Genomic DNA, 22565 nt, shown 5'->3' with positions numbered 1-22565 from the left:
GGGACGAGGAGCGCGCCCTACCGTCGTGGCATGCCCTTCGGCTGCAAAAGCCGTTTCTGAGCGGCGATGCGGAACGGGGCGTTGGGCGCGCCGTAGCCGTCATAGCCGCCGCAGCGCTGCACGATTTCGAAGAACAGCCCGCCCGCGAAAGGCTGGCTGTAAAACTGGTAGAAGGCCCCATCGGCGTCTTCATCATAGAGGATGCTGAGCGCTTGCATCTCGGCGAGGCGCGCAGGTTCCAGCCCGAAACGCGCCTGCAGATCACTGTAGTAATTGCCCGTCATCGGCAGCGGCGTGAAACCGGCCTCGGCCATGCGGCGCGCGGTGTCGAAGATGTCATCGGTGGCAAAGGCCACATGCTGTACCGCGCCGCCAAAGCTGTCGGCAAGGAAACTGCCCGCCAGCGTGCGGTGGGTTTCGGCCCCGTTCAGCGTGATCCGCGCCGCGCCGCCCTTCGCCTTGATCGCCTGACTGCGCACCAGCCCATCGGGATCGATGACATCCACCATCGGCGTGCGCTCCATCTCGAAGATCGAGGTATAGAAAAGCGACCAGCTGAGCATCTCGTCGTAGTTCATGGTTTCCGCGAGGTGGTCGATCCGGGTGAGCCCCGCCCCGCCCTCAGGCACAGCGCCGACCGGGATGAACTCCACATCCCAAACCTCGGAGAGCCCGCTTTGATCGTCGATGAAATGCATCAGGCTGCCGCCAACGCTGCGGATCGCCGGGATCTGAAGCTCGCCTGGCCCGACCGGCTGATCGAACGTGGCCGCCCCAAGGGCCGCTGCGCGCGCCGAGGTGGCCGCCGCGTCCTGCACCGTCATGCCGACATCGCAGATCGTGGTGCCGTGGGTCAGGTAGGCGGCGCTCGCGTAGCCCTGCCTTTCTTGGTTCAGCACGATGCGGATATCGCCCTGCTGCCAGAGGGCAACCTTCTTGGAAATGTGATCGCCCACATGCGCAAAGCCCATGGTTTCCAGCAGCCGCGCGAGGGCCTCGGCCTCTGAGCCACGGGTGGCGAACTCGATGAAGGCCACACCGCCAAACCGGGCACGCGCCGGGATCCGGGGCAGCTGCGTCTGGATGTCAGGCTCGGCCTGCCGCACGTCATCCATCAGCGCCACGAGCGAGAGGTAGCCATCGCGCGCAAGCCCTTCGGGCCGCCCGCCCCGGAACTGATCGTTGAAGATCTCAAGGCTGACCGGCCCATCATAGCCCGTCGCCACCACCGCGCGCATGAAATTCGTCACCGCCAGATCGCCTTCGCCGGGCATATTGCGAAAGTGGCGCGACCAGTAGAGCAGATCCATGTCGATGGCCGGGGCATCGGCGAGCTGCACGAAGAAGATCTTGTCGGCGGGAATGCGGCGGATGGTGTCGGGATCGATGCGGCGCGCCAGCGTGTGGAAACTGTCGAGGATCAGCCCGATGTTGGGATGATCGGCACGGCGCACGATCTCCCAAGCGTCGCGGTGATCGTTCACGTGCCGCCCCCAGGCCAGCGCCTCGTAACCCACGCGCAAGCCGCGCTCCGCCGCGATTTCGCCGAGGGCGCGGAAATCATCCGCCGCCCGGTCGATCCCGCCAAGGGCCTCCGGGTGTACCGAGGAGCAGACAAGGATCAGATCCGTGTCCAGCTCCGCCATCGTGTCGAACTTGTGGGTCGCCCGGTCAAAGGCCCGCTGGCGGGCAGCACCCGTGAGCCCTTCGAAATCGCGGAACGGCTGGAACAGGGTGATCTCCAGCCCCTGATCGCGGATCATGGCGCCGATCTCGCGCGGGGGCCGTGTGTCGGCGATGAAATCCTGCTCGAAGATCTCGATTCCGTCGAAACCGGCTTTGGCGATGGCCTCAAGCTTTTCGCGCAGGGTGCCGGAAATCGAAACGGTGGCGATAGAGGTTTTCATGGCGGCTGTCCTTCCAGACGGCGGGCGGCGCCTGAGCGGTTTCCAGATCCCGCCAGATGCCCCTGCCACAGGTATACCGCCGGCCAGACTTTAACGCCTAATACCTCTTTGGATTACTTGTTAACGTGATGTTACGCTTTGCGGCGCAAGGCTGGGCCATCGGCAACGGCCTTGCCCAACTCGCGACGGAACTGCGCGATGGTGAACTCCGCGAAGCCCGAAAGCACCCTGCCCTTCTTGCGGGACACGAAGCTCTTGACCGGCACGTCTTCCTGCAACGGCCGACGGACAAGGCCAGGCATATAGACTTCGGCCACGGAAAACTCGTCGATGACGGCCACGCCCAGCCCGTGGCGCACCATGCTCACGAGCGTCTGGGCAAACCGGCCACGCATCGCGTAGTGCGGCCTCACGCCGGCCACTTCAAAAGGGCGCGCCAGCAGACGCCCGAAGGGATCGAACGGGTCGACGCCAATCAGTGGCTCCGCTGCCAGCTCGCGCGCAGACACCACCTCCTGCCCGGCCAGCGCATGGCCTTCGGGCAGGATAGCCACAAGGCGTCCTTCTGCGATTTCCTCGTTCTCGATCGCGGCATTCGCAACCGGCGAACTCATGATCACGAACTCCCCTCGATCCAGCAGCAGGTAGTCCACAGTTTCCTCGATCTTCAGCACGTTCAGATCGACGAAGAGATCCTGATAGCGGCTGCGCACCCGCCGCATAACGCGGGCCGCGATGAACTGGGCGATGGACGGCGCGGTGGCGAAGGGCAGGCGCACGTCCTCGCCCTTCTGCAAGGCACCTACGGCAAGATGCAGGTTCTCGACCCCTTTGTAGACCTCGCGCAGCTGATCAAACACGCGGGCAGCTTCCACCGAAGGAACGAACAGCCCCGCCTTGCGCTCGAACAGCCGGAGGCCGAGGCTCTCTTCGGTGTGTTTGACCAGCCGGCTGATGCCGGGCGCCGAGACATTGAGCATCTCCGCCGCGCCGCTGATCGTCCCCGTCAGCATCACGGCGCGGATGACTTCGATCTGCCGAAGCGTCATGTCTGGCATGGCCTGCCCTCCTGAGAAAAATTAACCTTAGAGTACAGGAACTCCGCAACGCGCATCTCAGGTTAATTTCAACCGCGCGCACCCAAGGCTCGTTTTTTCAGATCAGCGCGTTGGTATTCGGACCAAAGATGTCTTGATCCTTGCCAAAAACCGGGCGTTTCTGCGAGCAGTGGGGTATTAAGAAACCGGCCTTTCTTTGGAGCGCCCCCCTTGCCTTGACAGCCCCCGCCAGCGCCGTTCTTCTTTGGGGCAATGTGCTGTCCGACCACTGGGGATTGGCAAATTTAGTTAGCGCGCGTGTGCAGGAAATGGGCCCGTTCGTTGGCACGGCTAAGTTCAGGGCTGAGGAGCATCTGTGCCCTCAGCCAGGAGGGAGCAATATGGCCACTTTCGATTATCTTTCTGTCATTCAGTATTTCCGCAATGGAGAAAGCATCAATTTCTCCCGGGATGAATTTCTGGATACAACCGGGCAACTTGATGACGGAGAAACCGTCGGCCCGGAATCGGCGACCTTTGAAGCTGGCGATACCTTTGACTTTCTGATCACAAACGAAATCGCTGCGGTTTCTCCCAGAGGGGGATACACGCCGGGCGAAACCGTGACGCTGAACTACTACGGGACTTACGACGAAAACGGCATCACCTATGTGGTGCTCGCGGATCCGGATGATCCGGACGTTGGCTTTTTCTTCAGCCCTGTGGACTCCGAGACCGCCTTTGACAGTGGCTTGGACAAAACCGTCAGCCTTGATGACATTGACCAAGGCGATTTCACCGTCTGTTTCGCCGAAGGCACCATGATCGCCACGCCGGATGGGGCGCGGGCCGTGGAAACGCTTGCGATTGGCGACAGGATCCTTACTGCCGATGGGCGCGAGATCGGCGTGAAATGGGTCGGGCGGCAGACGGTCAGCAAGCAGTTCACGCCGGAAACCCGCTTCCGCCCGGTGCGCGTTCGCGCCGGGGCGCTTGGCGAAGGCGTGCCAAACGCCGACCTCACCGTCACACCCGATCACGCGCTGATGATCGACGGTTTCGCCATCAACGCCAGCGCGCTTGTGAACGGCACCTCAATCGACTGGGTGCCGATGCGTGAGTTGGCCGATCGCGTTACCTATTTCCACATTGAAACCGACGAACATGATGTTGTTCTTGCAAACAACACCCCTGCAGAGACATTCGTCGATTACGTCACACGCCGCCGGTTCGACAATTTTGCCGAGTACCGGGCCCTCTACGGTGACGAAGACGCCATCATCGAGATGAGCACCCCGCGGATCTCGGCGGCCCGGCTCGTGCCAAGGACGATCCTGAGCCGTATCGGCAATCGTGGCGCCGCATAGTTTGCCGAACATCATCGGTCGTGCTCGGACGTTTTCACCCCGACCATAACATATGCTTTTGGGTCAGCCTTTGCAGTACCCTAATGACACCAAGCCTGTTCCCTAAGCGATCTGGGGTGAATGAGTACGCAACTTGCAGGCATTCGGTCTGGTCGACTTGACAGTTTCGGCAGCGACCGTTCTTCTGAGGATATACACAACTGTCGGAGCCGGGCCTTCGGCGGAACATTGGAATTAGCGCGCATACTCTCGCAGGATTGAATTGCTCCACACGAGGTGCGGAATATTATTGTTTGTAAGTGCTCTCAGCACACTCAGTAATGAGGACTCGATATGGCTACCTTCGATTATCAATCCGTGATTTTCTATGACCGCGATGGCGGCAGCAGCAACTTCTCGTTCACCAATGATTTCCTCGACCAAAGCGGAACACTGGACGACGGGGATGTGGACAACACGTTCGAGAGCGGCGACGATTTTCAGTTCGAGATCACGCAGGCCATCAAAGATGCCTTCCCGGACATAACCATCCCGGTCGGTACGACCGTGACCTTGGATTACTTCGGCACCTACGAGCAGGATGGTATCACCTATGTCGTGCTTGAGTACGCGGACAACCCGGATATCGGCTTCATCTTCAGCCCCGAAGATGCGGACACGTCTTTCGATCACCTCGACAAGACCATCGACGTCAGCGAAATCAACCAAGGCGATTTCACCGTCTGTTTCGCCGAAGGCACCATGATCGCCACGCCGGCTGGGGAACGGGTCGTGGAAACGCTTGAGATCGGCGACAGGATCCTTACTGCCGATGGGCGCGAGATTGGCGTGAAATGGATCGGGCAGCAGACGGTCAGCAAGCAGTTCACCCCGGAAACGCGCTTCCGTCCGGTGCGCATCCGCGCCGGGGCGCTTGGCGATGGCGTGCCAAACGCCGACCTGACCGTCACGCCTGATCATGCTCTGATGATCGACGGCTTTGCCATCAACGCCAGTGCGCTGGTGAACGGCACCTCGATCGACTGGGTGCCGATGGGTCAGCTGGCGGATCGCGTCACCTATTTCCACATCGAAACAGACACCCATGATGTCGTCCTCGCGAACAACACTCCGGCGGAGACATTCGTCGACTACGTCACGCGGGGCCGGTTCGACAATTTTGCCGAGTACCGGGCCCTCTACGGGGATGAAGACGCCATAACCGAAATGAGCACGCCAAGGATCTCTGCAGCCCGGCTCGTGCCGCGGACGATTCTGGATCGTATCGGCAAACGTGCCGTCGCCTGACCAGCCACATAGCGCGGACGCCAACCCTGTCGCTCTGCATTTGCTAGCAGCAGCGAAACCGTTGGCGGCTGCCACGCTGGAACCTGATGTAGACCCGGCGACCCGGCGGGGATTGTGTCTAGCCCTGCGCGGCGCTGAGTTTCCCGACCTATCGGCGCAACTGCGGAAATTCCCAACGGAGCAGGCGACGCAAGAAAGACAGGTCAACCTGTCGGAAATTAGGCGGCCCTTGAGCCTCGCGGCGAAGGCGTTGTTGGGTTCCTCAGATGACACGCCTCTGGTTTCTATGACGTGGCGCGGCATCGCCAAGGCTCTGAACGCACTTCGGGTCCATGGCCTCGCGCAGAAACTCTACCGTGCGCTTCTGGCCCGCCAACCCGACGATCTGCTCGTCGCGGGCGAATTGGCCGATCTGCTGATCGAACGGGGCCAATTCAGACGTGCCGAGCGTGTTTTGACCAGGGCGGAAGCCCTTGGCCCAACCGCTCCGGACTTTGCCGAACGCCGCCTTCGGTTGCAGGTGATGACGGGCGAAAGCTTCTCGGCGGCGGCGAAACTCGATGAGCTGATCGCAACAGGGCAAGCCAGCCCGGGCCTTCTTTGCCTGCGTATTACGGCCGAACTCAATCTCGGGCAGGCGCGGCGGGCCCTCAAGATGGCACAGGGCTGGCGCAAGAAATACCCTGACCATAAGGGCCTTCTGCTCAAGAAGATCGACGCCGAAATCGCCTGCAAAGCGTTCGAAAGGGCGCACGACAGCCTCAGGCTGGCCTTTGCAACCTTCGGTTCAGAAACCAGCCTGACGCTTCAGGAAGCACGGCTGAAACGGGCTGAGGGCGATTTCGGCGCGGCGCTTGCGCTTGTCCAGCGCCTGAAAGAGGGTTCGACTGATCCTAGGGTGAATATGGAACTCGGGCGGGTTTACAGCGCCTTGGGCCGTTCGGACGATGCTGCGCTGGCCTTCCGTAGCGTGTTGGAGCGGGACCGAATGCACCGGCCAGCGACGATTGCGATGGTCGAGCTCTCCATTGCCTCGGAGGGCAGAGACTACTCTGAGGCTCGGTTCAAACAAACGCTGTCGGATTTTCCCGACGACGTGGAGTTGCAGGCGAAATATGCCTCGGGCCTGACCCGCGCAGGCCGGGAAAAGGAAGCAGAGCATACCTGCCGTAAACTTCGAAAACACGTCCCGGAGCACATCGGCGTCGGTGCCGAACTCGCACGCTTGTTGTTGATCCGCGGCGCGCCCCGACGGGCGCGACAGGTTCTTTACGATCTCCTGAATATGGCCCCGGAGAACCCGGCTCTACTTCTTTTGAACACTGAAGTGTTGTTGGAACTGGAAGGCCCAAAAACTGCTGAAAAATGGCTATCTGACCGCATCGAAATCGCGGAACAAAATTTGGCCGAGGCCCATGCGCCGAAAGCGGGGCCGGACCCCCGTGCACTTCTCCAACTGGCCGAACTGAACCTTCAAACTGGCCATTCGGACCGCGCGGCAGCCTACCTTGATTGCGCCAGCCGACAGGGTGTGCCGGGAGACACGGCGTTTTGGTTGCGCGCATTGCAAGCCGGGCTTTCGTTGCGAAACGAGGAGATCGCCGCGCTGGCCCTCAAGCAGGTGTTTTCGATGCCCACACTAAGAAGCGGGCCGGCACTCGCGGTTCTGGAAGCGGTCCGCACGACAACGTATGACCAGACAGCGCGAAGCTTGGCGGCCCAACTCGCCACGCAGGTTTTGGCCGCAGATCGGGCACGTTTCGACATCGGGGTGGCTTTTCGCCTTGAAGGGCCGGTAGCGGCACTCAAGACGGCGAAGCAGTGTCTTCCAATCGTATCGGCGTGGAACGATGCCTTACTGAAGGCACGGTTGCTGCATGCCGCTGGAACCCGCATATTGGGGGTTAGATATCTGCAACGCGCGATCCAGGTCTGGCCTGAGGTGCTCGCGTTGCGATTGCTCTGTGCAGAGATGTGCATGGAGATCGGGCGTTATGATGCGGCCCAAGACGCCTTGAGCGGGATCAGCCAATCCTTGGGAGACGAGCGGGTCGCAGCGGCCACGGCAAGGATGCTCGCAGAAACCGGGCAATTTGATCAAGCGCTCTCAACCGTTGAGAAGGTAGCGCGTAGCGCCTGCACGCGCGCGACAGCGGAACTTGGCCTGCGCATAAGTCTGACAATGGGCGATCTGCCCGCAGCGGAACGTTTCTCCGACCGTCTGAAAACCATCCCGACCGGTCAACGCAGCTACCACGCGCATTTTCAGAGCTCGATGCTTGGCGCCCAGCTCAACGAATTGCGGATATTGAACCGGGTGCCGGAGGAGGCGGATCCAACCAGCTTTTTCCTTCCTGCGAAATCCGTGGTGGCGCAATGGCGGCCGGACAGGGATACAGCGGACCAGACCGGTGAGCCGATTCCGCACCGCATCTGGCAATATTGGGATGCGCGCGTAGTCCCGCCGATGATCGGCTCCTTGATGGAGGATTGGCGGGAAAGCGGGTTTGCCTATCGCCGCTTCGATCTCCACAGCGCCTTGTCCTTCCTCTCCGAGGGCTTCGGAAAGGACTTCGTGAAAGCCTTCCGCCTCACCAGCCACAAGGCGGAAGCGGCAGATTTCTTCCGCCTTTGCCTTCTTCTGAAGGAGGGTGGTGTCTACATCGATGCCGACGACCGGCGCATCGGTGATCTGGAAGCTTTCCTGGCGGACAAGCGCGGCTGCGTGCTGTTCCGGGAACCCTGGGGCGCGCTTGCCAACAACGTGATCATCACGAGCCCGGATCACCCGGTTATGGCCACGGCTGTCGGAATGGCGCTGCGCTCCCTTCTTGCCCGCGAGCACGACAACACCTGGGCCAAGACAGGGCCGGGCCTTCTGACCCGCGCCGCGGCAAGCGCCATCGGCGCCCGTCGGGAAGACGTGGAAGCCGCCGTGCTGCAGATCCTGCCGCAGAGCGTGTTGGCCCCGGTCGTCGGAACGCATCTTGCCCTGCCCTACAAGGCGACCTCAGCCTATTGGAACTGGAGCGGCGCACACAGGCTGCCGCCGGCCGTTGAACAGGTGATCCAAACGGCCGCCGGGTGATCTCCTCTGGTTAGAACTTGCCGGAGTTGCCCCAGCTGTCGCGCGGGCCGATCTCTTCTTCGTTCATCCAGTGCTCCGCGATGCGGCCTTCCGCGATCCGGTAAAGGTCGAACACCGCGATGTCGCGCCCGTTGGCGTGACGCTTGCCGTAGGTCACCACGAAATCCCCCTGCCCGATCACGCGGAAGAGCATTTCATACTGGCCGCAGGCCTCCGACGCGAGCCAATCCGCCAGCCCGTCGCGCCCTGCGCCAATGCCCGGTGCGTGCTGGATCAGCCCTTCGGCGACGAAGTCACCGATCCGATCCAGGCTTTCGCCCTGCCGGATCTGCTTGGTGAACTCCAGCACCAGCGCCTTGTTGGCCTCGGTGTCCGCGCTGGCGTCCACCTCTTGCGGGCCGCCGACCATATCCTGCTCGGAGGCGATCTGCGCCTCATAGGGGGCGATCGTGTCCCAATGCTCAAGGATCAAGCCCTCGGTGTCGGTGTAGAACATGTCCATCGTCACCCATTGCGCCGCGCCCTCGTTGAGCGATTGATAGGCGCTGCAAAACACCCAGCGACCATCCTGAAACAGCTTCACGAGGCGGATGTCGCGCTTGGGGTTGCGGGCGAGGAAGGGCTCGAAGAAGGCCAGAAAGCCCTCGGCCCCATCGGCCACGCCGGTGGAATGCTGGGTGTAGCGATGCCCGGTGCAAGCCAGTACGGCCGCCCGCGCGTTGCCCCCGGCGATGCCCTCCATGTAGATCCGGCGGACGTTCTCAAGTGCTTTGGTCATCTGAAATCTCTCCCTCTGGCAATCGCGGACCGGCCCTCAAAGGCTGAAGGCCGGCCCCCTGATCCGTCAAGCCTGATCCGTCAAGCCTGATCCGTCAGGCCTGCTCAGGCCTTGCCGTGAAAGGCCTGGCTGATGGCGAAACTGTCCTCGAACCAGTGCCAGAGCACCACCTGCCCGTCGCGCACCTTGGCGCGCAGCGCGAAGGAGAAGACGCCGGTTTCCTGCCCCGACTGCGTGGTGATCCCGTTCATCCGGCCAAAGACGGCCACGGTATCGCCCGAGGCAAAGGCGTCGGTGTTTTCCCAGAGCGTGGTTTGCAGGTTCGCACCGAAGACGCAGAGGAAGGCGAAGATAGCTTCCTTGCCGCGTGTCTCCCCGATCCAGGGCAGCGAGGCATCGCCCTCGTTGTGCCAGACCATGTCATCGGCCATCAGCTTGTTCATGGCCTCTATGTCGCCGCTGCCCATGGCCTGCATGAAACCCATCACGGTGTCGAAAGAGGCTTTGCTTGTGTCGTCCATTTCCTGTGCTCCTGCCTGTGTTGCGAGGATGGCGGCCAATGCGCCCGCCAGCGTGGTGGAAAGAAAATCCCTGCGGTTCATGACTGTCTCCCGGTGCTGGGCGCGTCAGAACTTGCCGGCTTCGTTGTGGGGCGCATCGGCGCCGGGCATCGGGGCGATCACGTCCCAATGCTCCACGATCAGCCCGTCTTCGAGGCGGAACAGATCGTAGAAGGCCTGCGGATCTTCACCGAAAGTGCCTTCCGACATCGCCAGCACGAAATTGCCCTCACCGATCACGTGGTGGATCTTTGAATACTCCATCGAGATCCCCTTTTCGGCCATCTGCGCCATGAAGGCGCCAAAGCCTTCCAGCCCATCGGCAACCATCGGGTTGTGCTGGATGTAGGTCACCGGCGAGATGTAATCAGTGATGTTGATTTCCTCATGGGTGATCAGCCCCTTGGTGATGAACTCCGTCACCTTGGCCTTGTTGGCCTCGGTCTGGTCCAGATCGGTGATTTCCGTCGCGCCGTCGATCGGCGTGCGGCCCGAAGGATTGGGCGCGGCTTCGGGGATCAGGTTGTCCCAATGCTCCACGATCTTGCCGTTCTCGACGCGGAACACGTCAAAGGCGATCATCGGCGTGGGCCCGAAGCCTTCGTAGCGGCCATGGAAGGCGACCATGTCGCCATCGGCGATGACGCGGGCGAAATCGGCCTTGAAGCTGCCGGAGGCTGAAAGCTGCGCGATCAGCCCTTTCAGCGCCTCAGCGCCGTTGGGCACGTCGGGGTTGTGCTGGATGTAGCCCGGATCGAAATAGCGATCCACGGCCTCTGCGTTGCCCTTGGCCAGCGTTTCGGTCAGCGCCTCGATGGCGAAGGCCTTCACGTCTGCACTCTCGGCAAAGGCGGCCGGTGCGGTGGCGATCAGGGTTGCGGCGGCAATCGTTCTCAAAGTCATTGGTCAATCTCCCGGTGATGGGCACTAGGCCCGGTGGCGGGAAATCTATTGACGGGGCGGAAATCACATAAGTAGATCAATCCGGACCATTCAATTCCGCTGAGGCGAACAATGATCGACAAGCTCCGCAGCATCGCGCTGTTTGCGACCGTGGTGGAACAGGGCAGCTTTCGCGGCGCGGCGCTGCACCTTGGGCTGGCGCCCTCGCGGGTGAGCGAGACGGTCTCGGGGCTTGAGGCGGATCTGGGGGTGACGCTGCTCTATCGCTCCACCCGGCAGCTTTCCCTGACGCAGGAGGGCCGGGTGCTGTTTGAAAAGGCGCAGGCCATGCTGGCGGCGGCGGAAAGCGGGCTCGACGCGGTGAGCCCCATGGCCGGTGAGCCGCGCGGCAGCCTGCGGCTGACGGCCCCCGCCTTCGTGACGCAGACGGAGCTGATCGACCGTTTCGCCACCTACGCCAAGCGCTTTCCGCGCGTCGATCTGGACATCGATTTCTCCGACCAGCCGCGCGATCTGATCGGCGGTGGCTTCGATGTGTCGATCCGGGCAGGCTGGCTGGAGGACAGCGCCCATCTGGCGCGCAACATCGGCAGCGCGGAGCGGCTGTTGGTGGCCAGCCCGGATTACTTTGCCGCCCGCCCCACGCCCACGCACCCGCGCGATCTGGCCGAATGGGACTGGATCCGCTTCGCCCTGCGCCCCGCCCAGACCGAGATGATCGGGCCTGATGGTGCCAAGGCGAGCGTGCTGGGGAAATCGGCGCTCTCCGTCAATTCCGCCAGCGCGCTCTACGAGTTCGCCGCGCGCGGGCTGGGGCTGTCGGTGATCCCCGAACACCTCGCCTGCCGGGGCTTTTCACGCGGCGAGCTTGTCCATGTTCTGCCCGAATGGGGCGTGAAGCCGCTGGGCTTCTACGCCGTCTGGCCCGACCAATCCCGCCGCGAGAACCTGACGCTCCACTTTGTGCGTTTCCTCGCGGACGAAGCCCCCGGGGCGAAAGCGTGAGGTTTACTCGGCCGGGGCAAACCCGGTGATCAGCTGACGCAGGCCGATGGCCGCGCCAATGAAGATCGACACAAAAGCCACGGGCGCGCTGTAGGCCAGAACCGAGAAGGCCGAGATCCCCTGCCCAACGCTGCAGCCCACCGCGAGGATCGCACCGGGGCCCATAAGAGCAGCACCAAGGATTTGGCGGCGCAGCTCGCGCGGATCCTCGCAGGCTTCCCAGCGGAAATGGCCGCGCGAATAGGAGCCAAGACAGGCCCCCAGCACCACGCCCACAACGGAGCCAACGCTGAAGGAAAGCGTGTTCCCGGAGGCTGTCATCGCGTAGTAGATCGTATCGCCGATCGGCGCAGCGAAGGAGTGGGTTTCAACAGGCTCAGCCTCAAACCCGGTGGTGGCGATCCAATAGGTTCCGACCCAACCGGATACGATCGCAAGGCCCACAACAGCGCCCCAGATGATGCGAGAGGGTTCCTCAAGCATCGATTTACGCGCCGCGCCCCAGAGCACCAGCGCGCCACCGATGAGCGCGCCGGAAACAAGCGGCGACACCCCTGCCCGCACCGACATCCATTGGCTTATCCCCTGCGGGGTGGTGGCGCCCTCCTCCACCGGAAACAGCCACACACGGGCATGAGCCAGCGGGCCGGACATCACCACATAGGCCGAAAGCCCCATCACGATGACGATCATGAAAGAGCGCAGATCCCCCCCACCAAGCCGGGCCAGAGCGCCGTAGCCGCAATTGCCACTGAGGGCCATGCCATAGCCGAACAGAAGCCCGCCGACGATGGTGCCAAGCGGATTCCAGATCCGGTCCAGATAGGCCGTGGCCTCAGGCTCCAGCCCGCCAGCCGCCATGGCAAGATGGGTGCCGATCACGGCAACCCCTATGGCCACGAACCACATGCGCAGCCGCCGGTCATCGCTGCCGTAGAGGTAGTCTTCGATGGCCCCGAGCGTACAGAACCGGCCAATCCGGGCCGCAAGCCCAAGGGCAATGCCACCGATGAGGCCGATAAGGGCCACCGCATTGGCTTCTCCGATCAGATCGAGCATCCCGCGCCTCCTCCCAAAAGCCGGAACAAGGTCTGCGGTGGCGCTACTCGGCCTTGCAGAACAATTCGTAGACAACTTCCATGATTTGGCGCGGGCGGTCATCTGTCAGACTGTAGTAGATCGCCTTGCCCTCGCGGCGCGGCGTTACCAGCCCTTCCAGACGCAGGCGGGTCAACTGCTGAGACACCGCGGCCTGCCGTGCCGAGAGGAGCTTTTCCAGCTCGGTCACGGATTTCTCACCGGTGGCCAGATGGCAGAGGATCATCAGCCGCCCTTCGTGGCTGATCGCCTTCAGGAAATTCGACGCCGCCTGCGCGTTCTCCATCATCCGGTCCATGTCTTCGGCGCACATGTTCTCATCGAACACCGGCAAGCGGGACTTTGATGGGCGTGAGGCGTTTTCCTGTGTCATATGCAATGTCATAAGGCTTTACCCGTTATCGTCAAAGGCAATTTCGGCGTCCGTCAGCATGACCTGCAGCAAACCCCAGAAGAAATCTTCGCCCGGATAGCCCTCGATGCGGCTCACCTCCACTCCGTCATGCGCAAGGACGAACGTCGGGCTGAAAGCGATCCGGCGGGCAAGCTCAAGCCCATCGGGCGGCGCACGCAGGTCGAACCGCTCCAGCGGTGCGGCGCGCCCCTCCGGCGTTTTGGCGTAGATGCCACCGATCTCCCGGTTCCATTGCGCGCAATAGGGGCAGCCCGGTTCTTCCGCCATGAACAGCCGCGTCTCGGCCATGCTGGCGGAAGGCAGCCAGATCAGCGCCACAAGGGCGAGCAACACCCGTCTTCGTATCATCGCCAAGCCAATCCCGATCCAATCCCGATCCAATCCCACGATTGACGCAGGTTCTTCTATGATCATAATTTAATATGCGAATATTTCAAGACGAGGAATCGGCCGCATGTTTGACGTGAGCTTTCTGGCTGCATTCGCGGCTGGCCTTCTGTCTTTCCTGTCGCCCTGCATTCTGCCGATCGTGCCGTTCTACCTGAGCTATCTGGCGGGCGTGGGCATGAACCAGATCTCTTCGGGGGCCGAGATCACGGGCGCAGTCCGGCTCCGCGCCTTCCTCGCGGCGTCCTGCTTTGCGCTTGGCGTGATCACGGTTTTCATCGGGCTCGGCGCAACGGCCACGGCCTTCGGGCAGATGGTGCGGGAGTATTTCGACATCCTGCGCTGGATCGCTGCCGCCCTCATCATCGCCATGGGGCTGCATTTCCTCGGTGTGATCCGCATCGGATTTCTGTATCGCCAGTTTCGCTCGGACGCCGGCGATGCACGGAAAGGCGGCCTGCTAGGCGCTTATGTGATTGGCCTCGCCTTTGCGTTTGGCTGGACGCCCTGCGTCGGCCCGGTTCTGGCCGCGATCCTGTTCACCGCCGCCGGACAGGACACCGCGGGCCAGGGCGCAGCGCTGCTGTTCACCTACGGGTTGGGCATGACACTCCCCTTCATCGCCGCTGCGCTGTTCATCGGCCCCTTCATGCGCTTCATGGCGCGCTTCCGCCGCCACCTGCCGCTGGTTGAGAAGCTGATGGGCCTGCTGCTGATCCTCTTTGGCGTGCTCATTGCCACCAACGCCGTCAACTACATCGCCCAATGGATGCTGGAACACATTCCGTGGTTCGGCTCAATCGGATAGCCCGAAAAGGAGAGATCTCATGAAACGCCGGACGTTTACAACCCTCGCCGCCGCCTGCGCCCTGCTCTGGGCCCCGACGCTTTCAGCCGTTGAACTGGGGGACGACGGCCTGCACAAGGCACCGTGGATGCGCGATACGTTCAAGGATCTGGCGGAGGATCTGGCCGAGGCAAACGCGGAAGGCAAGCGCCTGCTGCTGCTGGTCGAACAACGCGGCTGCATCTATTGCACCAAGATGCACGAAGAGGTCTTCGTCGTGCCCGAGATCGCACGCTACATCGAAGAGAATTACTTCGTCGTTCAGATCAACATGTTCGGCGATGTCGAAGTGACAGACTTCGACGGTGAGGCCCGCTCGGAGAAGGACATGGTCCGGCGCTGGGGCGCGCTGTTCACCCCGACGATGATCTTCCTGCCATCCGCCGTCGGTGAGGGTCAGACCGCTGCGGAAGCGGCGGTTGCAACCATGCCCGGGGCCTTTGGCAAGGGCACGACGCTTGATCTGCTCACTTGGGTGAAAGAGGAGCTTTATCAACAGGATGAGCCTTTCCAGAAGTATCACGCGCGCATGATCGAAGCCCGGCGGAACTAGGGGAAATGCTGCAGGTGCAACATATAGAATAATTCATGTAAATGAATTTGTTGTTGCGTGAATCGGATTTGTGTGCCCAAGTATACGGACACCGAGCTTAGGGAGGGCTCATGTCTCGATTTGCCAGCATCCTCTGCGCAGCAACGATCTGTGCCACGGCCAGCAGCGCCGAAACCGTTCAGCCGACCGATGTCGCCTTTGCCGATGGGGCGGTTGAAATATCGCTCACCGGAACGCCGGGAAACCCTGACTCCGGGGCCGAGATCATGAACAAGGGTGCCGGCAACTGCATCGCCTGCCACCAGGTCAGCGCGCTGAGCCACCTGCCGTTCCACGGAGAGATCGGACCGCCGCTCGATGGCGTCGCGGATCGCTGGAGCGAGGCGGAACTACGCGGCATCGTCGCCAATGCGAAGATCATGTTCGAAGGCTCGATGATGCCGTCCTTTTACAAGACGGATGGCTTCACGCGGCTTGGCAATGCCTACACCGGCAAGGCCCACGAGGGCGATGTCGCCCCGCTGCTCGAAGCCCAGCAGATCGAAGACGTCGTCGCCTACCTGATGACGCTCAAGGAAGAGTAAGAGATCCAATTTCGGAGGAATCCCATGCAACTGACACGGCGCAACATGCTGCTGGGCAGCTCCGCCACGCTGGCCGTAGCCGCGTTCGGTGGCCTGCCTGCTGCAGCATCGCTGGCGGAAGACGCCATTGCGAAAATGACGGGCGGAGCGGCGGCCGCTGAAGGGGCGCTGACGATCAACGCGCCTGAAATCGCGGAAAACGGCAACACGGTGCCGATCGAGGTCGACGCTCCGGGGGCGGTGATGGTGTCCGTCTTTGCGGACGGCAACCCCACGCCCGCCGTCGCGACGTTCAAGTTCGGCCCGCTGGCCGCGTCCCGCACCGCCTCCACCCGCATCCGTTTGGCCAAGACCCAGAACGTGATCGCTGTGGCCGAGATGGGAGACGGTTCGTTCCAGCAGGCTTCGGCCAATGTGAAGGTGACCATCGGCGGCTGCGGCGGCTGAGGCTTTAGACGAGGAGAAAGAACATGGCATCTGGTGTGAAACCCCGCGTCAAGGTCCCGAAAACGGCCTCCGCCGGCGAAGCGATCACGATCAAGACGCTGATCAGCCACAAGATGGAGAGCGGCCAGCGCAAGGATGGCGATGGCAATCCCATTCCGCGCTCGATCATCAACCGCTTCACGGCCGACTTCAACGGCCAGAACGTGATCGACGTGATCCTTGAGCCCGCGATCTCGACGAACCCCTATCTCGAATTTGCGGCCACCGTCCCGGAAGCGGGTGAATTTACCTTCACCTGGTTCGACGACGACGGCTCTGTCTACGAAGAAAAGAAAGCCATCGCCATCGGCTGAACCGTCGGCATCTGGGAGGAGGACACATGGAAAGAACAGGACGCTTCCGCCGGAGCCTTCTGCTGGGCGCTGCCTGCGGAACGCTCGCGCTCGGCGCACAGGCAGACCCGGACGAGGATCAGCTCGTGATCAACGAGGAGATCGAGATCGTCACCGAGGTCGAGGCCCCGGCGCATATGGAGAACGTGCGCACCATCTATTCGGGCTGGCGTTTCCGCTCTGACGAAACGCAGGCCGTTCAGATGGATGATTTCGACAACCCTGCAATGCTCTGGGTCGAAACGGCCGCGGAAGTCTGGGAGACAGCCGAGGGCAGCGAAGGCAAGGCCTGCGCGTCCTGCCACGAGGGGGCCGAGAGCATGGCCGGCGTGAAGGCCGTCTATCCCAAGTGGAACGAGGCCGCGGGCGAAGTGCGCACGATCGAGATGCAGATCAACGATTGCCGCGAGAACCGCATGGGCGCCGAAGCGTGGAAATACAACGGCGGCGACATGACCAATATGGTCGCGCTGTTGGCATCTGTGTCCCGCGGGCTGCCAGTGAACGTCGCGATCGACGGGCCCGCCGCCGAGACGTGGGAGCAAGGCAAGGACATCTACTACACCCGCTACGGGCAACTGGAGCTGTCTTGTGCGAACTGCCACGAAGACAACTACGGCATGATGATCCGGGCCGACCACCTGAGTCAGGGCCAGATCAACGGGTTCCCGACCTATCGTCTGAAAAACACCAAGCTCAACTCGGTTCATGACCGCTTCAAGGGCTGTGTACGTGACACCCGCGCCGAGACCTTCTCTCCCGGCTCGCCGGAGTTTGTGGCGCTTGAGCTTTATGTCACCTCGCGCGGCAACGGGCTGAGCGTGGAAGGCCCCAGCGTCCGCAACTGATCCGGAAATAGCCCTGCCCGCTGTCGGGTGGGGCTTTTTCACACATTAATAATTCAAATATGCGAATGTGAATCAAGGAGCGCGATCGCGATGATTTCCCGGAGAGATTTCCTGCAGGTTGGCATGGCGGCCAGCGCCCTTCTGGGCAGTTCCGGCTTTGGCAACTGGGCCCGGCTTGCCGCGCAGCAGAAGCTTTCGCAGGACGATCTTCTGGCCTTCGAGACCTTCGGCAATGTCTCCCTGATCCACATCACGGACATCCACGCCCAGCTCAAGCCGATCTATTTCCGCGAGCCCTCGGTGAACCTTGGCGTGGGCGCCAACAAAGGCGCCGTGCCCCATGTGACGGGTGCGGATTTCCGCAAGCTCTACGGCATCGAGGATGGCAGCCCCAGCCACTACGCACTGAGCTCCGGCGATTTCGCCGCGCTGGCGCAGGGCTATGGCCGGGTCGGCGGGCTCGACCGGGTGGCCACCGTGATCAACGCCATCCGCGCCGATCGCCCGGACGCGATCCTGCTGGACGGCGGCGACACATGGCATGGCTCCTACACCTGCCTCAAGACGCAGGGCCAGGACATGGTCAACGTCATGAACGCGCTCAAACCGGATGCGATGACCTTCCACTGGGAATTCACCCTCGGCAGCGAACGGGTGCAGGAGATCGTGGAGAACCTGCCTTTCGCAGCCCTTGGTCAGAACATTTTCGACGCAGAATGGGATGAGCCGGCCGAACTGTTCCCGCCCTACAAGATGTTTGAGCGCGGCGGCACCAAGATTGCCGTGATCGGGCAGGCCTTCCCCTATATGCCGATCGCCAACCCGGGCTGGATGTTTCCGGAATATGCTTTCGGCATCCGCGATGAGAACATGCAGGCGATGGTCGATGAAGTCCGTGGCATGGGGGCGGAATGCGTTGTGGTGCTGAGCCACAACGGTTTCGACGTCGACAAGAAGATGGCCGGCATTGTCTCCGGCATCGACGTGATCCTCTCTGGCCACACCCATGACGCCCTGCCGGAACCGGCGCTCGTCGGGCAGACGATCATCGTGCCCTCGGGCTCCAACGGCAAATTCGTCTCCCGCGTGGATCTGGACATCCGGGACGGGCGCATGATGGGCTATCGCAGCAAGCTGATCCCGATCTTCTCGGACGTGATCTCGCCGGACCCGGAGGTCGCGGCGCTGATCGACGCCGAGCGCGCGCCGTTCCTTGCGGAGATGGAGGAGGTGATCGGACAGACCGAGAGCCTTCTGTACCGGCGTGGCAATTTCAACGGCACATGGGATGATCTGATCTGCGATGCGCTGCTGTCAGAACGCGACGCCCAGATTGCCCTGAGCCCCGGCGTACGCTGGGGGCCGAGCCTGATCCCCGGCCAGAACATCACCCGCGAAGACATCTACAACGTCACCTCCATGACCTACGGCAAGGCGTACCGCTCTGAAATGACGGGGGACTTCCTGAAGATCGTGCTGGAAGACGTGGCCGACAACATTTTCAACCCCGATCCCTATTACCAGCAGGGCGGCGACATGGTTCGGACCGGTGGGCTTGGCTACCGGATCGACGTGAGCAAACCGCAGGGCGAGCGGATCAGCGACCTGACCCTGCTTTCCACGGGCGAGGCCATCGACCCAGCCAGCAGCTACACCGTAGCGGGCTGGGCCTCGGTCAACGAAGGCACCGAGGGGCCGGAGATCTGGGACGTCGTGGAAAATCACATTCGCGGCCTTGGCACCGTCACGGTGCAGGACAACACCAGCGTCGAAGTCGTCGGCGTATGAGACGAAGGTTTGAGGAGAATTCACGCATGAGCGATGCATTGAAGCCCCCATCCCGGCGTGCCTTCCTGAGGGGAAGCGCCGCAGCGGCGGCCGGAGGCCTTGCCGCAGGGGCGGCACGGGCCAGCGGCCCCGATCCGCTGATCACGGAGGTGCAGGACTGGGCCTCCTCCACGGGTGAGGGCGTCGACGCAACCCCCTACGGCCTGCCGATCGAGTTTGAAAGCGATGTCGTGCGGCGCAACGTGCCGTGGCTGACGGCAGATCCAATCTCTTCGATCAACTTCACACCGATCCACGCGCTGGACGGCACGATCACCCCACAGGGCTGCGCGTTCGAGCGCCATCACTCCGGTGCCATCGAGCTGCGCAAGGAAGATTACCGACTGATGATCAACGGCCTGGTGGACCGTCCGCTTGTCTTCACCTACGCCGATCTCGAACGCTTCCCGCGCGAAAACCACGTCTATTTCTGCGAATGCGCCGCCAACACCGGCATGGAATGGGCCGGGGCGCAGTTGAACGGGGTGCAGTTCACCCACGGCATGATCCACAACATGGAATATACCGGCATCCCCCTGCGCACCCTTCTGGCCGAAGCGGGGCTCGCGGCGGCCGGAGATCTGGCCGACAAATGGGTCTACGTGGAAGGGGCAGATGCCTCCTCCAACGGCCGTTCGATCCCGATGGAAAAAGCGCTGGATGACGTGCTTGTCGCCTTCAAGGCCAACGGCGAGGCCCTGCGCAAGGAGCACGGCTACCCGGTGCGCCTCGTGGTGCCGGGCTGGGAAGGCAACATGTGGGTCAAATGGCTGCGCCGCATCGAGGTGACGGATGCCGCCGTGGAAAGCCGCGAGGAAACCTCCAAATACACCGACGTGCTGGCCGATGGCGTGGCCCGGAAATGGACATGGGTGATGGATGCGAAATCCGTCATCACCTCGCCCAGCCCACAGGCCCCCATCACCCACGGCCCCGGCCCTCTGGTGATCTCCGGCCTTGCGTGGTCCGGCCACGGTCAGATCACGCGGGTGGATGTCTCCAAGGATGGCGGCATCACCTGGGAAACCGCGCGTCTGGGCAAGCAGGGCGACAGCAAGGCCCTGACCCGCTTCTACCTCGACACCGAATGGGGGGGCGAGGAGATGTTGCTACAGGCCCGCGCAATTGACGAGACCGGCTACGTCCAGCCCACCAAGGCGCAGCTGCGCGAGGTGCGCGGCGAGAATTCCATCTACCACAACAACTGCATCCAGACATGGTTCGTGAACGCGGAAGGAGTCGCTGAGAATGTCGAAATCTCCTAACATCCTCCTTCCCGCCCTCGGCATCACCGGGCTCTTTCTTGGCGTGGCCTATGGTGTGAACACACGCGGCTACAAGGCCGAGGAAGCCGCTTTGGCGCAGGAGCAGGCCGCAGCGGCAGAGGTCCGCGCACAAAAGACGGCCAACGAGAACGCCGCCCTTCTGGCCCAGATCGCAGAAGTCACCGCACGCGCCGAAAGTGCAGAGGCCATGGCGGCAAGCGGCGGCGGCATCACAGCCCCCGCGCCCGTTGCCGCAGCGGCCTACGGGATTGGCCGGGAGGCGCTGCCGGAAGAGATCACCGCATGGGATGTGGACATCCTGCCGGATGGCCGGGGCCTGCCCGAGGGCCGTGGCGACGTCTTCACCGGCGAGGAAGTCTTTGCCGAGCAATGCGCAGCCTGCCACGGCGATTTCGCGGAAGGCGTGGACAACTGGCCGGTGCTGGCCGGAGGCTTTGACACGCTCGCCGACAAGGACCCCGTGAAAACGGTTGGCTCTTACTGGCCCTATCTCTCCACCGTCTGGGACTACGTCCATCGCTCCATGCCCTTCGGCGCGGCGCAGACGCTGAGCGATGACGATGTCTACGCCATCGTTGCCTACATCCTCTATTCCAACGATCTGGTCGATGAGGACTTCGAGTTGAGCCACGAGAACTTCGCGGCCTTCGAGATGTACAATGCCGAAGGGTTCATCGTCGATGATCGCGCCGAAAGCGAGTATGCGCTCTGGCGCACCGAGCCCTGCATGACGGGCTGCAAGGACAGCGTCGAGATCACCATGCGCGCTTCGGTGCTGGACGTGACACCGGAAGAAACCACCGAGGGCACCACGGACGAGGCCTCCGCAAGCACCGCGCCTGAAGCCGAGGTTCAGGTGGCTTCGGCCGAAGCCGCCGCGCCGGCACAAGACGCCATCGACCCAGTTCTCGTGGCCGCCGGAGAGAAGGTGTTTCGTAAGTGCAAGGCCTGCCACATGGTGGGTGACGGGGCCAAGAACCGCTCGGGACCGCATCTGAACGGCATCCTCGGCCGCGCTTTCGCCGCTGCTGATGGCTTCAAATACTCGAATGCCATGGCGGACGCCGGAGCGGCGGGCCGCGTCTGGGACGCCGAGGCGCTTGCTGGCTTCCTTGCCGCGCCGAAATCCTATCTGAACGGCACCAAGATGAGCTTCGCCGGCCTGAAAGACTCTGCCGACGTGGACGCCGTGATCGCCTATCTCATGAGCTCTGGCGGGCGTTGATATGCGATCGCGGTTGGCTCACGCCGGTCTGCTGGCGCTCCTTCTACCCGCGGGAGCGCCAGCCTTTGGCCAGGCGGGCGATGCGGAGAACGGGCAAGAGATTTTTGCCAAGTGCAAAGGCTGCCACCAGATCGGCGCGGATGCTGTGCATCGTATCGGCCCGCATCTGAATTTCCTGTTTGGCCGCGTTGCCGGCAGCCATGACGATTTCCGCTATTCCAAGAGCTTTCAGCGCCTGAGAAACACCGGGCTGGAGTGGCACGCGGACACGCTGGATGCCTTCTTCGAAAACCCCCGCACCATGGCCAGCGGCACGCGGATGAGTTTTCGCGGCCTGCCGGACGCGCAGGACCGCGCCGATCTGATCGCCTTCCTGCGGCACTATTCTGACGATCCGGCAAACATCCCCGAAGCCGATCCGACGGCGCAGGCCAGCGATCATGACATCGATCCGGCGATCCTCGCGCTAGAAGGTGATGCCGAATACGGCGCTTATCTGAGCGGCGAATGCACAACCTGCCATCAGGCAGCAGGGGGCGACGATGGCATCCCCTCTATCGTGCTCTGGCCCGAGGAGGATTTCGTGATCGCCATGCAGGCCTACAAGAGCAAGACCCGGGCCCACCCGGTGATGCAGATGGTTGCTGGTCGTCTTGGCGATGAGGAGATCGCCGCGTTGGCTGCCTATTTCGCGACACTGGAGGAGTGAACACCGCGTCCGGCA

Annotated in this window: 22 protein-coding genes; 14 read left to right on the top strand and 8 right to left on the bottom strand. The window is 62.4% G+C overall.

The window, feature by feature from the left end; translation table 11 throughout:
* Nucleotides 1–17: 17 nt before the first annotated feature.
* Complete coding sequence (locus tag KVX96_RS19120; RefSeq protein WP_261196452.1) at nucleotides 18–1907, bottom strand: bifunctional sugar phosphate isomerase/epimerase/4-hydroxyphenylpyruvate dioxygenase family protein; 1890 nt, start codon at nucleotides 1905–1907, stop codon at nucleotides 18–20.
* Nucleotides 1908–2038: 131 nt separating this feature from the next.
* Complete coding sequence (locus KVX96_RS19115) at nucleotides 2039–2965, bottom strand: LysR family transcriptional regulator (protein ID WP_261196451.1); 927 nt, start codon at nucleotides 2963–2965, stop codon at nucleotides 2039–2041.
* Between the two features lie 215 nt (nucleotides 2966–3180).
* Between KVX96_RS19115 and KVX96_RS19110 the strand changes: the two genes are divergently transcribed.
* The 3 genes from KVX96_RS19110 (at nucleotide 3181) to KVX96_RS19100 (ending at nucleotide 8686) form a co-directional block, all read left to right on the top strand.
* Nucleotides 3181–4311 carry a Hint domain-containing protein gene (locus tag KVX96_RS19110; protein WP_261196450.1) on the top strand — a complete coding sequence of 377 codons (1131 nt, stop codon included), beginning with the start codon at nucleotides 3181–3183 and terminating at the stop codon, nucleotides 4309–4311.
* Between the two features lie 333 nt (nucleotides 4312–4644).
* On the top strand, nucleotides 4645–5598 hold the full coding sequence (locus KVX96_RS19105) for a Hint domain-containing protein (RefSeq protein ID WP_261196449.1): 954 nt from the start codon (nucleotides 4645–4647) through the stop codon (nucleotides 5596–5598).
* Between the two features lie 61 nt (nucleotides 5599–5659).
* Nucleotides 5660–8686: a tetratricopeptide repeat protein gene (locus tag KVX96_RS19100; protein WP_261196447.1), complete on the top strand. Its 3027-nt coding sequence runs from the start codon at nucleotides 5660–5662 to the stop codon at nucleotides 8684–8686.
* A 10-nt stretch (nucleotides 8687–8696) separates the two neighbouring features.
* Here the strand turns inward: KVX96_RS19100 and KVX96_RS19095 are convergent, their stop codons facing one another.
* From KVX96_RS19095 to KVX96_RS19085, 3 genes are all read right to left on the bottom strand, one after another.
* Nucleotides 8697–9464 (bottom strand): nuclear transport factor 2 family protein, encoded by a 768-nt coding sequence (locus KVX96_RS19095; protein WP_261196446.1) that lies wholly within the window; start codon nucleotides 9462–9464, stop codon nucleotides 8697–8699.
* 104 nt (nucleotides 9465–9568) lie between these two features.
* The gene (locus KVX96_RS19090; RefSeq protein ID WP_261196445.1) at nucleotides 9569–10066 is read right to left on the bottom strand and encodes a nuclear transport factor 2 family protein; all 498 of its coding nucleotides are present in this window, start codon (nucleotides 10064–10066) and stop codon (nucleotides 9569–9571) included.
* A gap of 24 nt (nucleotides 10067–10090) precedes the next feature.
* Complete coding sequence (locus KVX96_RS19085; protein ID WP_261196444.1) at nucleotides 10091–10927, bottom strand: nuclear transport factor 2 family protein; 837 nt, start codon at nucleotides 10925–10927, stop codon at nucleotides 10091–10093.
* A gap of 111 nt (nucleotides 10928–11038) precedes the next feature.
* Between KVX96_RS19085 and KVX96_RS19080 the strand changes: the two genes are divergently transcribed.
* The gene (locus KVX96_RS19080; protein ID WP_261196443.1) at nucleotides 11039–11932 is read left to right on the top strand and encodes a LysR family transcriptional regulator; all 894 of its coding nucleotides are present in this window, start codon (nucleotides 11039–11041) and stop codon (nucleotides 11930–11932) included.
* Nucleotides 11933–11935: 3 nt separating this feature from the next.
* On the opposite strand, the gene KVX96_RS19075 is transcribed toward KVX96_RS19080, so the two are convergent.
* The 3 genes from KVX96_RS19075 to KVX96_RS19065 are packed head-to-tail and all read right to left on the bottom strand — an operon-like array spanning nucleotide 11936 to nucleotide 13778.
* Nucleotides 11936–12991 carry a YeeE/YedE family protein gene (locus KVX96_RS19075; protein WP_261196442.1) on the bottom strand — a complete coding sequence of 352 codons (1056 nt, stop codon included), beginning with the start codon at nucleotides 12989–12991 and terminating at the stop codon, nucleotides 11936–11938.
* Between the two features lie 43 nt (nucleotides 12992–13034).
* The gene (locus KVX96_RS19070) at nucleotides 13035–13403 is read right to left on the bottom strand and encodes an ArsR/SmtB family transcription factor (protein WP_409977143.1); all 369 of its coding nucleotides are present in this window, start codon (nucleotides 13401–13403) and stop codon (nucleotides 13035–13037) included.
* 18 nt (nucleotides 13404–13421) lie between these two features.
* Nucleotides 13422–13778, bottom strand: a complete 357-nt coding sequence (locus tag KVX96_RS19065; protein ID WP_314733149.1) for a hypothetical protein — start codon at nucleotides 13776–13778, stop codon at nucleotides 13422–13424.
* A gap of 121 nt (nucleotides 13779–13899) precedes the next feature.
* On the opposite strand from KVX96_RS19065, the gene KVX96_RS19060 reads away from it, so the two are divergent.
* The 10 genes from KVX96_RS19060 to KVX96_RS19015 all read left to right on the top strand — a co-directional run bounded on the left by KVX96_RS19060 (nucleotide 13900) and on the right by KVX96_RS19015 (nucleotide 22550).
* Nucleotides 13900–14640: a cytochrome c biogenesis CcdA family protein gene (locus tag KVX96_RS19060; protein WP_261196441.1), complete on the top strand. Its 741-nt coding sequence runs from the start codon at nucleotides 13900–13902 to the stop codon at nucleotides 14638–14640.
* A gap of 19 nt (nucleotides 14641–14659) precedes the next feature.
* Nucleotides 14660–15232, top strand: coding sequence for a thioredoxin family protein (locus KVX96_RS19055; protein ID WP_261196440.1), 573 nt, complete (start codon nucleotides 14660–14662; stop codon nucleotides 15230–15232).
* 110 nt (nucleotides 15233–15342) lie between these two features.
* On the top strand, nucleotides 15343–15816 hold the full coding sequence (gene soxX / locus KVX96_RS19050; RefSeq protein ID WP_261196439.1) for a sulfur oxidation c-type cytochrome SoxX: 474 nt from the start codon (nucleotides 15343–15345) through the stop codon (nucleotides 15814–15816).
* 24 nt (nucleotides 15817–15840) lie between these two features.
* Nucleotides 15841–16263, top strand: a complete 423-nt coding sequence (gene soxY, locus KVX96_RS19045; protein ID WP_261196438.1) for a thiosulfate oxidation carrier protein SoxY — start codon at nucleotides 15841–15843, stop codon at nucleotides 16261–16263.
* A 23-nt stretch (nucleotides 16264–16286) separates the two neighbouring features.
* Nucleotides 16287–16616 (top strand): thiosulfate oxidation carrier complex protein SoxZ, encoded by a 330-nt coding sequence (gene soxZ / locus KVX96_RS19040; RefSeq protein ID WP_261196437.1) that lies wholly within the window; start codon nucleotides 16287–16289, stop codon nucleotides 16614–16616.
* A 26-nt stretch (nucleotides 16617–16642) separates the two neighbouring features.
* Nucleotides 16643–17503, top strand: a complete 861-nt coding sequence (gene soxA / locus KVX96_RS19035; RefSeq protein ID WP_261196436.1) for a sulfur oxidation c-type cytochrome SoxA — start codon at nucleotides 16643–16645, stop codon at nucleotides 17501–17503.
* 90 nt (nucleotides 17504–17593) lie between these two features.
* Nucleotides 17594–19291 (top strand): thiosulfohydrolase SoxB, encoded by a 1698-nt coding sequence (gene soxB / locus KVX96_RS19030; protein WP_261196435.1) that lies wholly within the window; start codon nucleotides 17594–17596, stop codon nucleotides 19289–19291.
* Nucleotides 19292–19317: 26 nt separating this feature from the next.
* On the top strand, nucleotides 19318–20595 hold the full coding sequence (gene soxC, locus KVX96_RS19025) for a sulfite dehydrogenase (RefSeq protein ID WP_261196434.1): 1278 nt from the start codon (nucleotides 19318–19320) through the stop codon (nucleotides 20593–20595).
* A complete protein-coding gene (locus tag KVX96_RS19020) occupies nucleotides 20579–21841 on the top strand; it encodes a c-type cytochrome (protein WP_409977142.1) in 1263 nt (420 codons plus the stop codon). The genes soxC and KVX96_RS19020 overlap by 17 nt, the downstream gene beginning before the upstream one ends.
* 1 nt (nucleotide 21842) lies before the next feature.
* Nucleotides 21843–22550: a c-type cytochrome gene (locus tag KVX96_RS19015; protein WP_261196433.1), complete on the top strand. Its 708-nt coding sequence runs from the start codon at nucleotides 21843–21845 to the stop codon at nucleotides 22548–22550.
* The last annotated feature ends 15 nt before the right edge of the window (nucleotides 22551–22565 follow it).

It is taken from the genome of Pseudoruegeria sp. SHC-113, from assembly GCF_025376885.1.
Classification (GTDB): Bacteria; Pseudomonadota; Alphaproteobacteria; order Rhodobacterales; family Rhodobacteraceae; genus Pseudoruegeria.
Note: the sequence above shows the minus strand (reverse complement) of the source record. Positions and strands in the feature narration are given on the sequence as shown.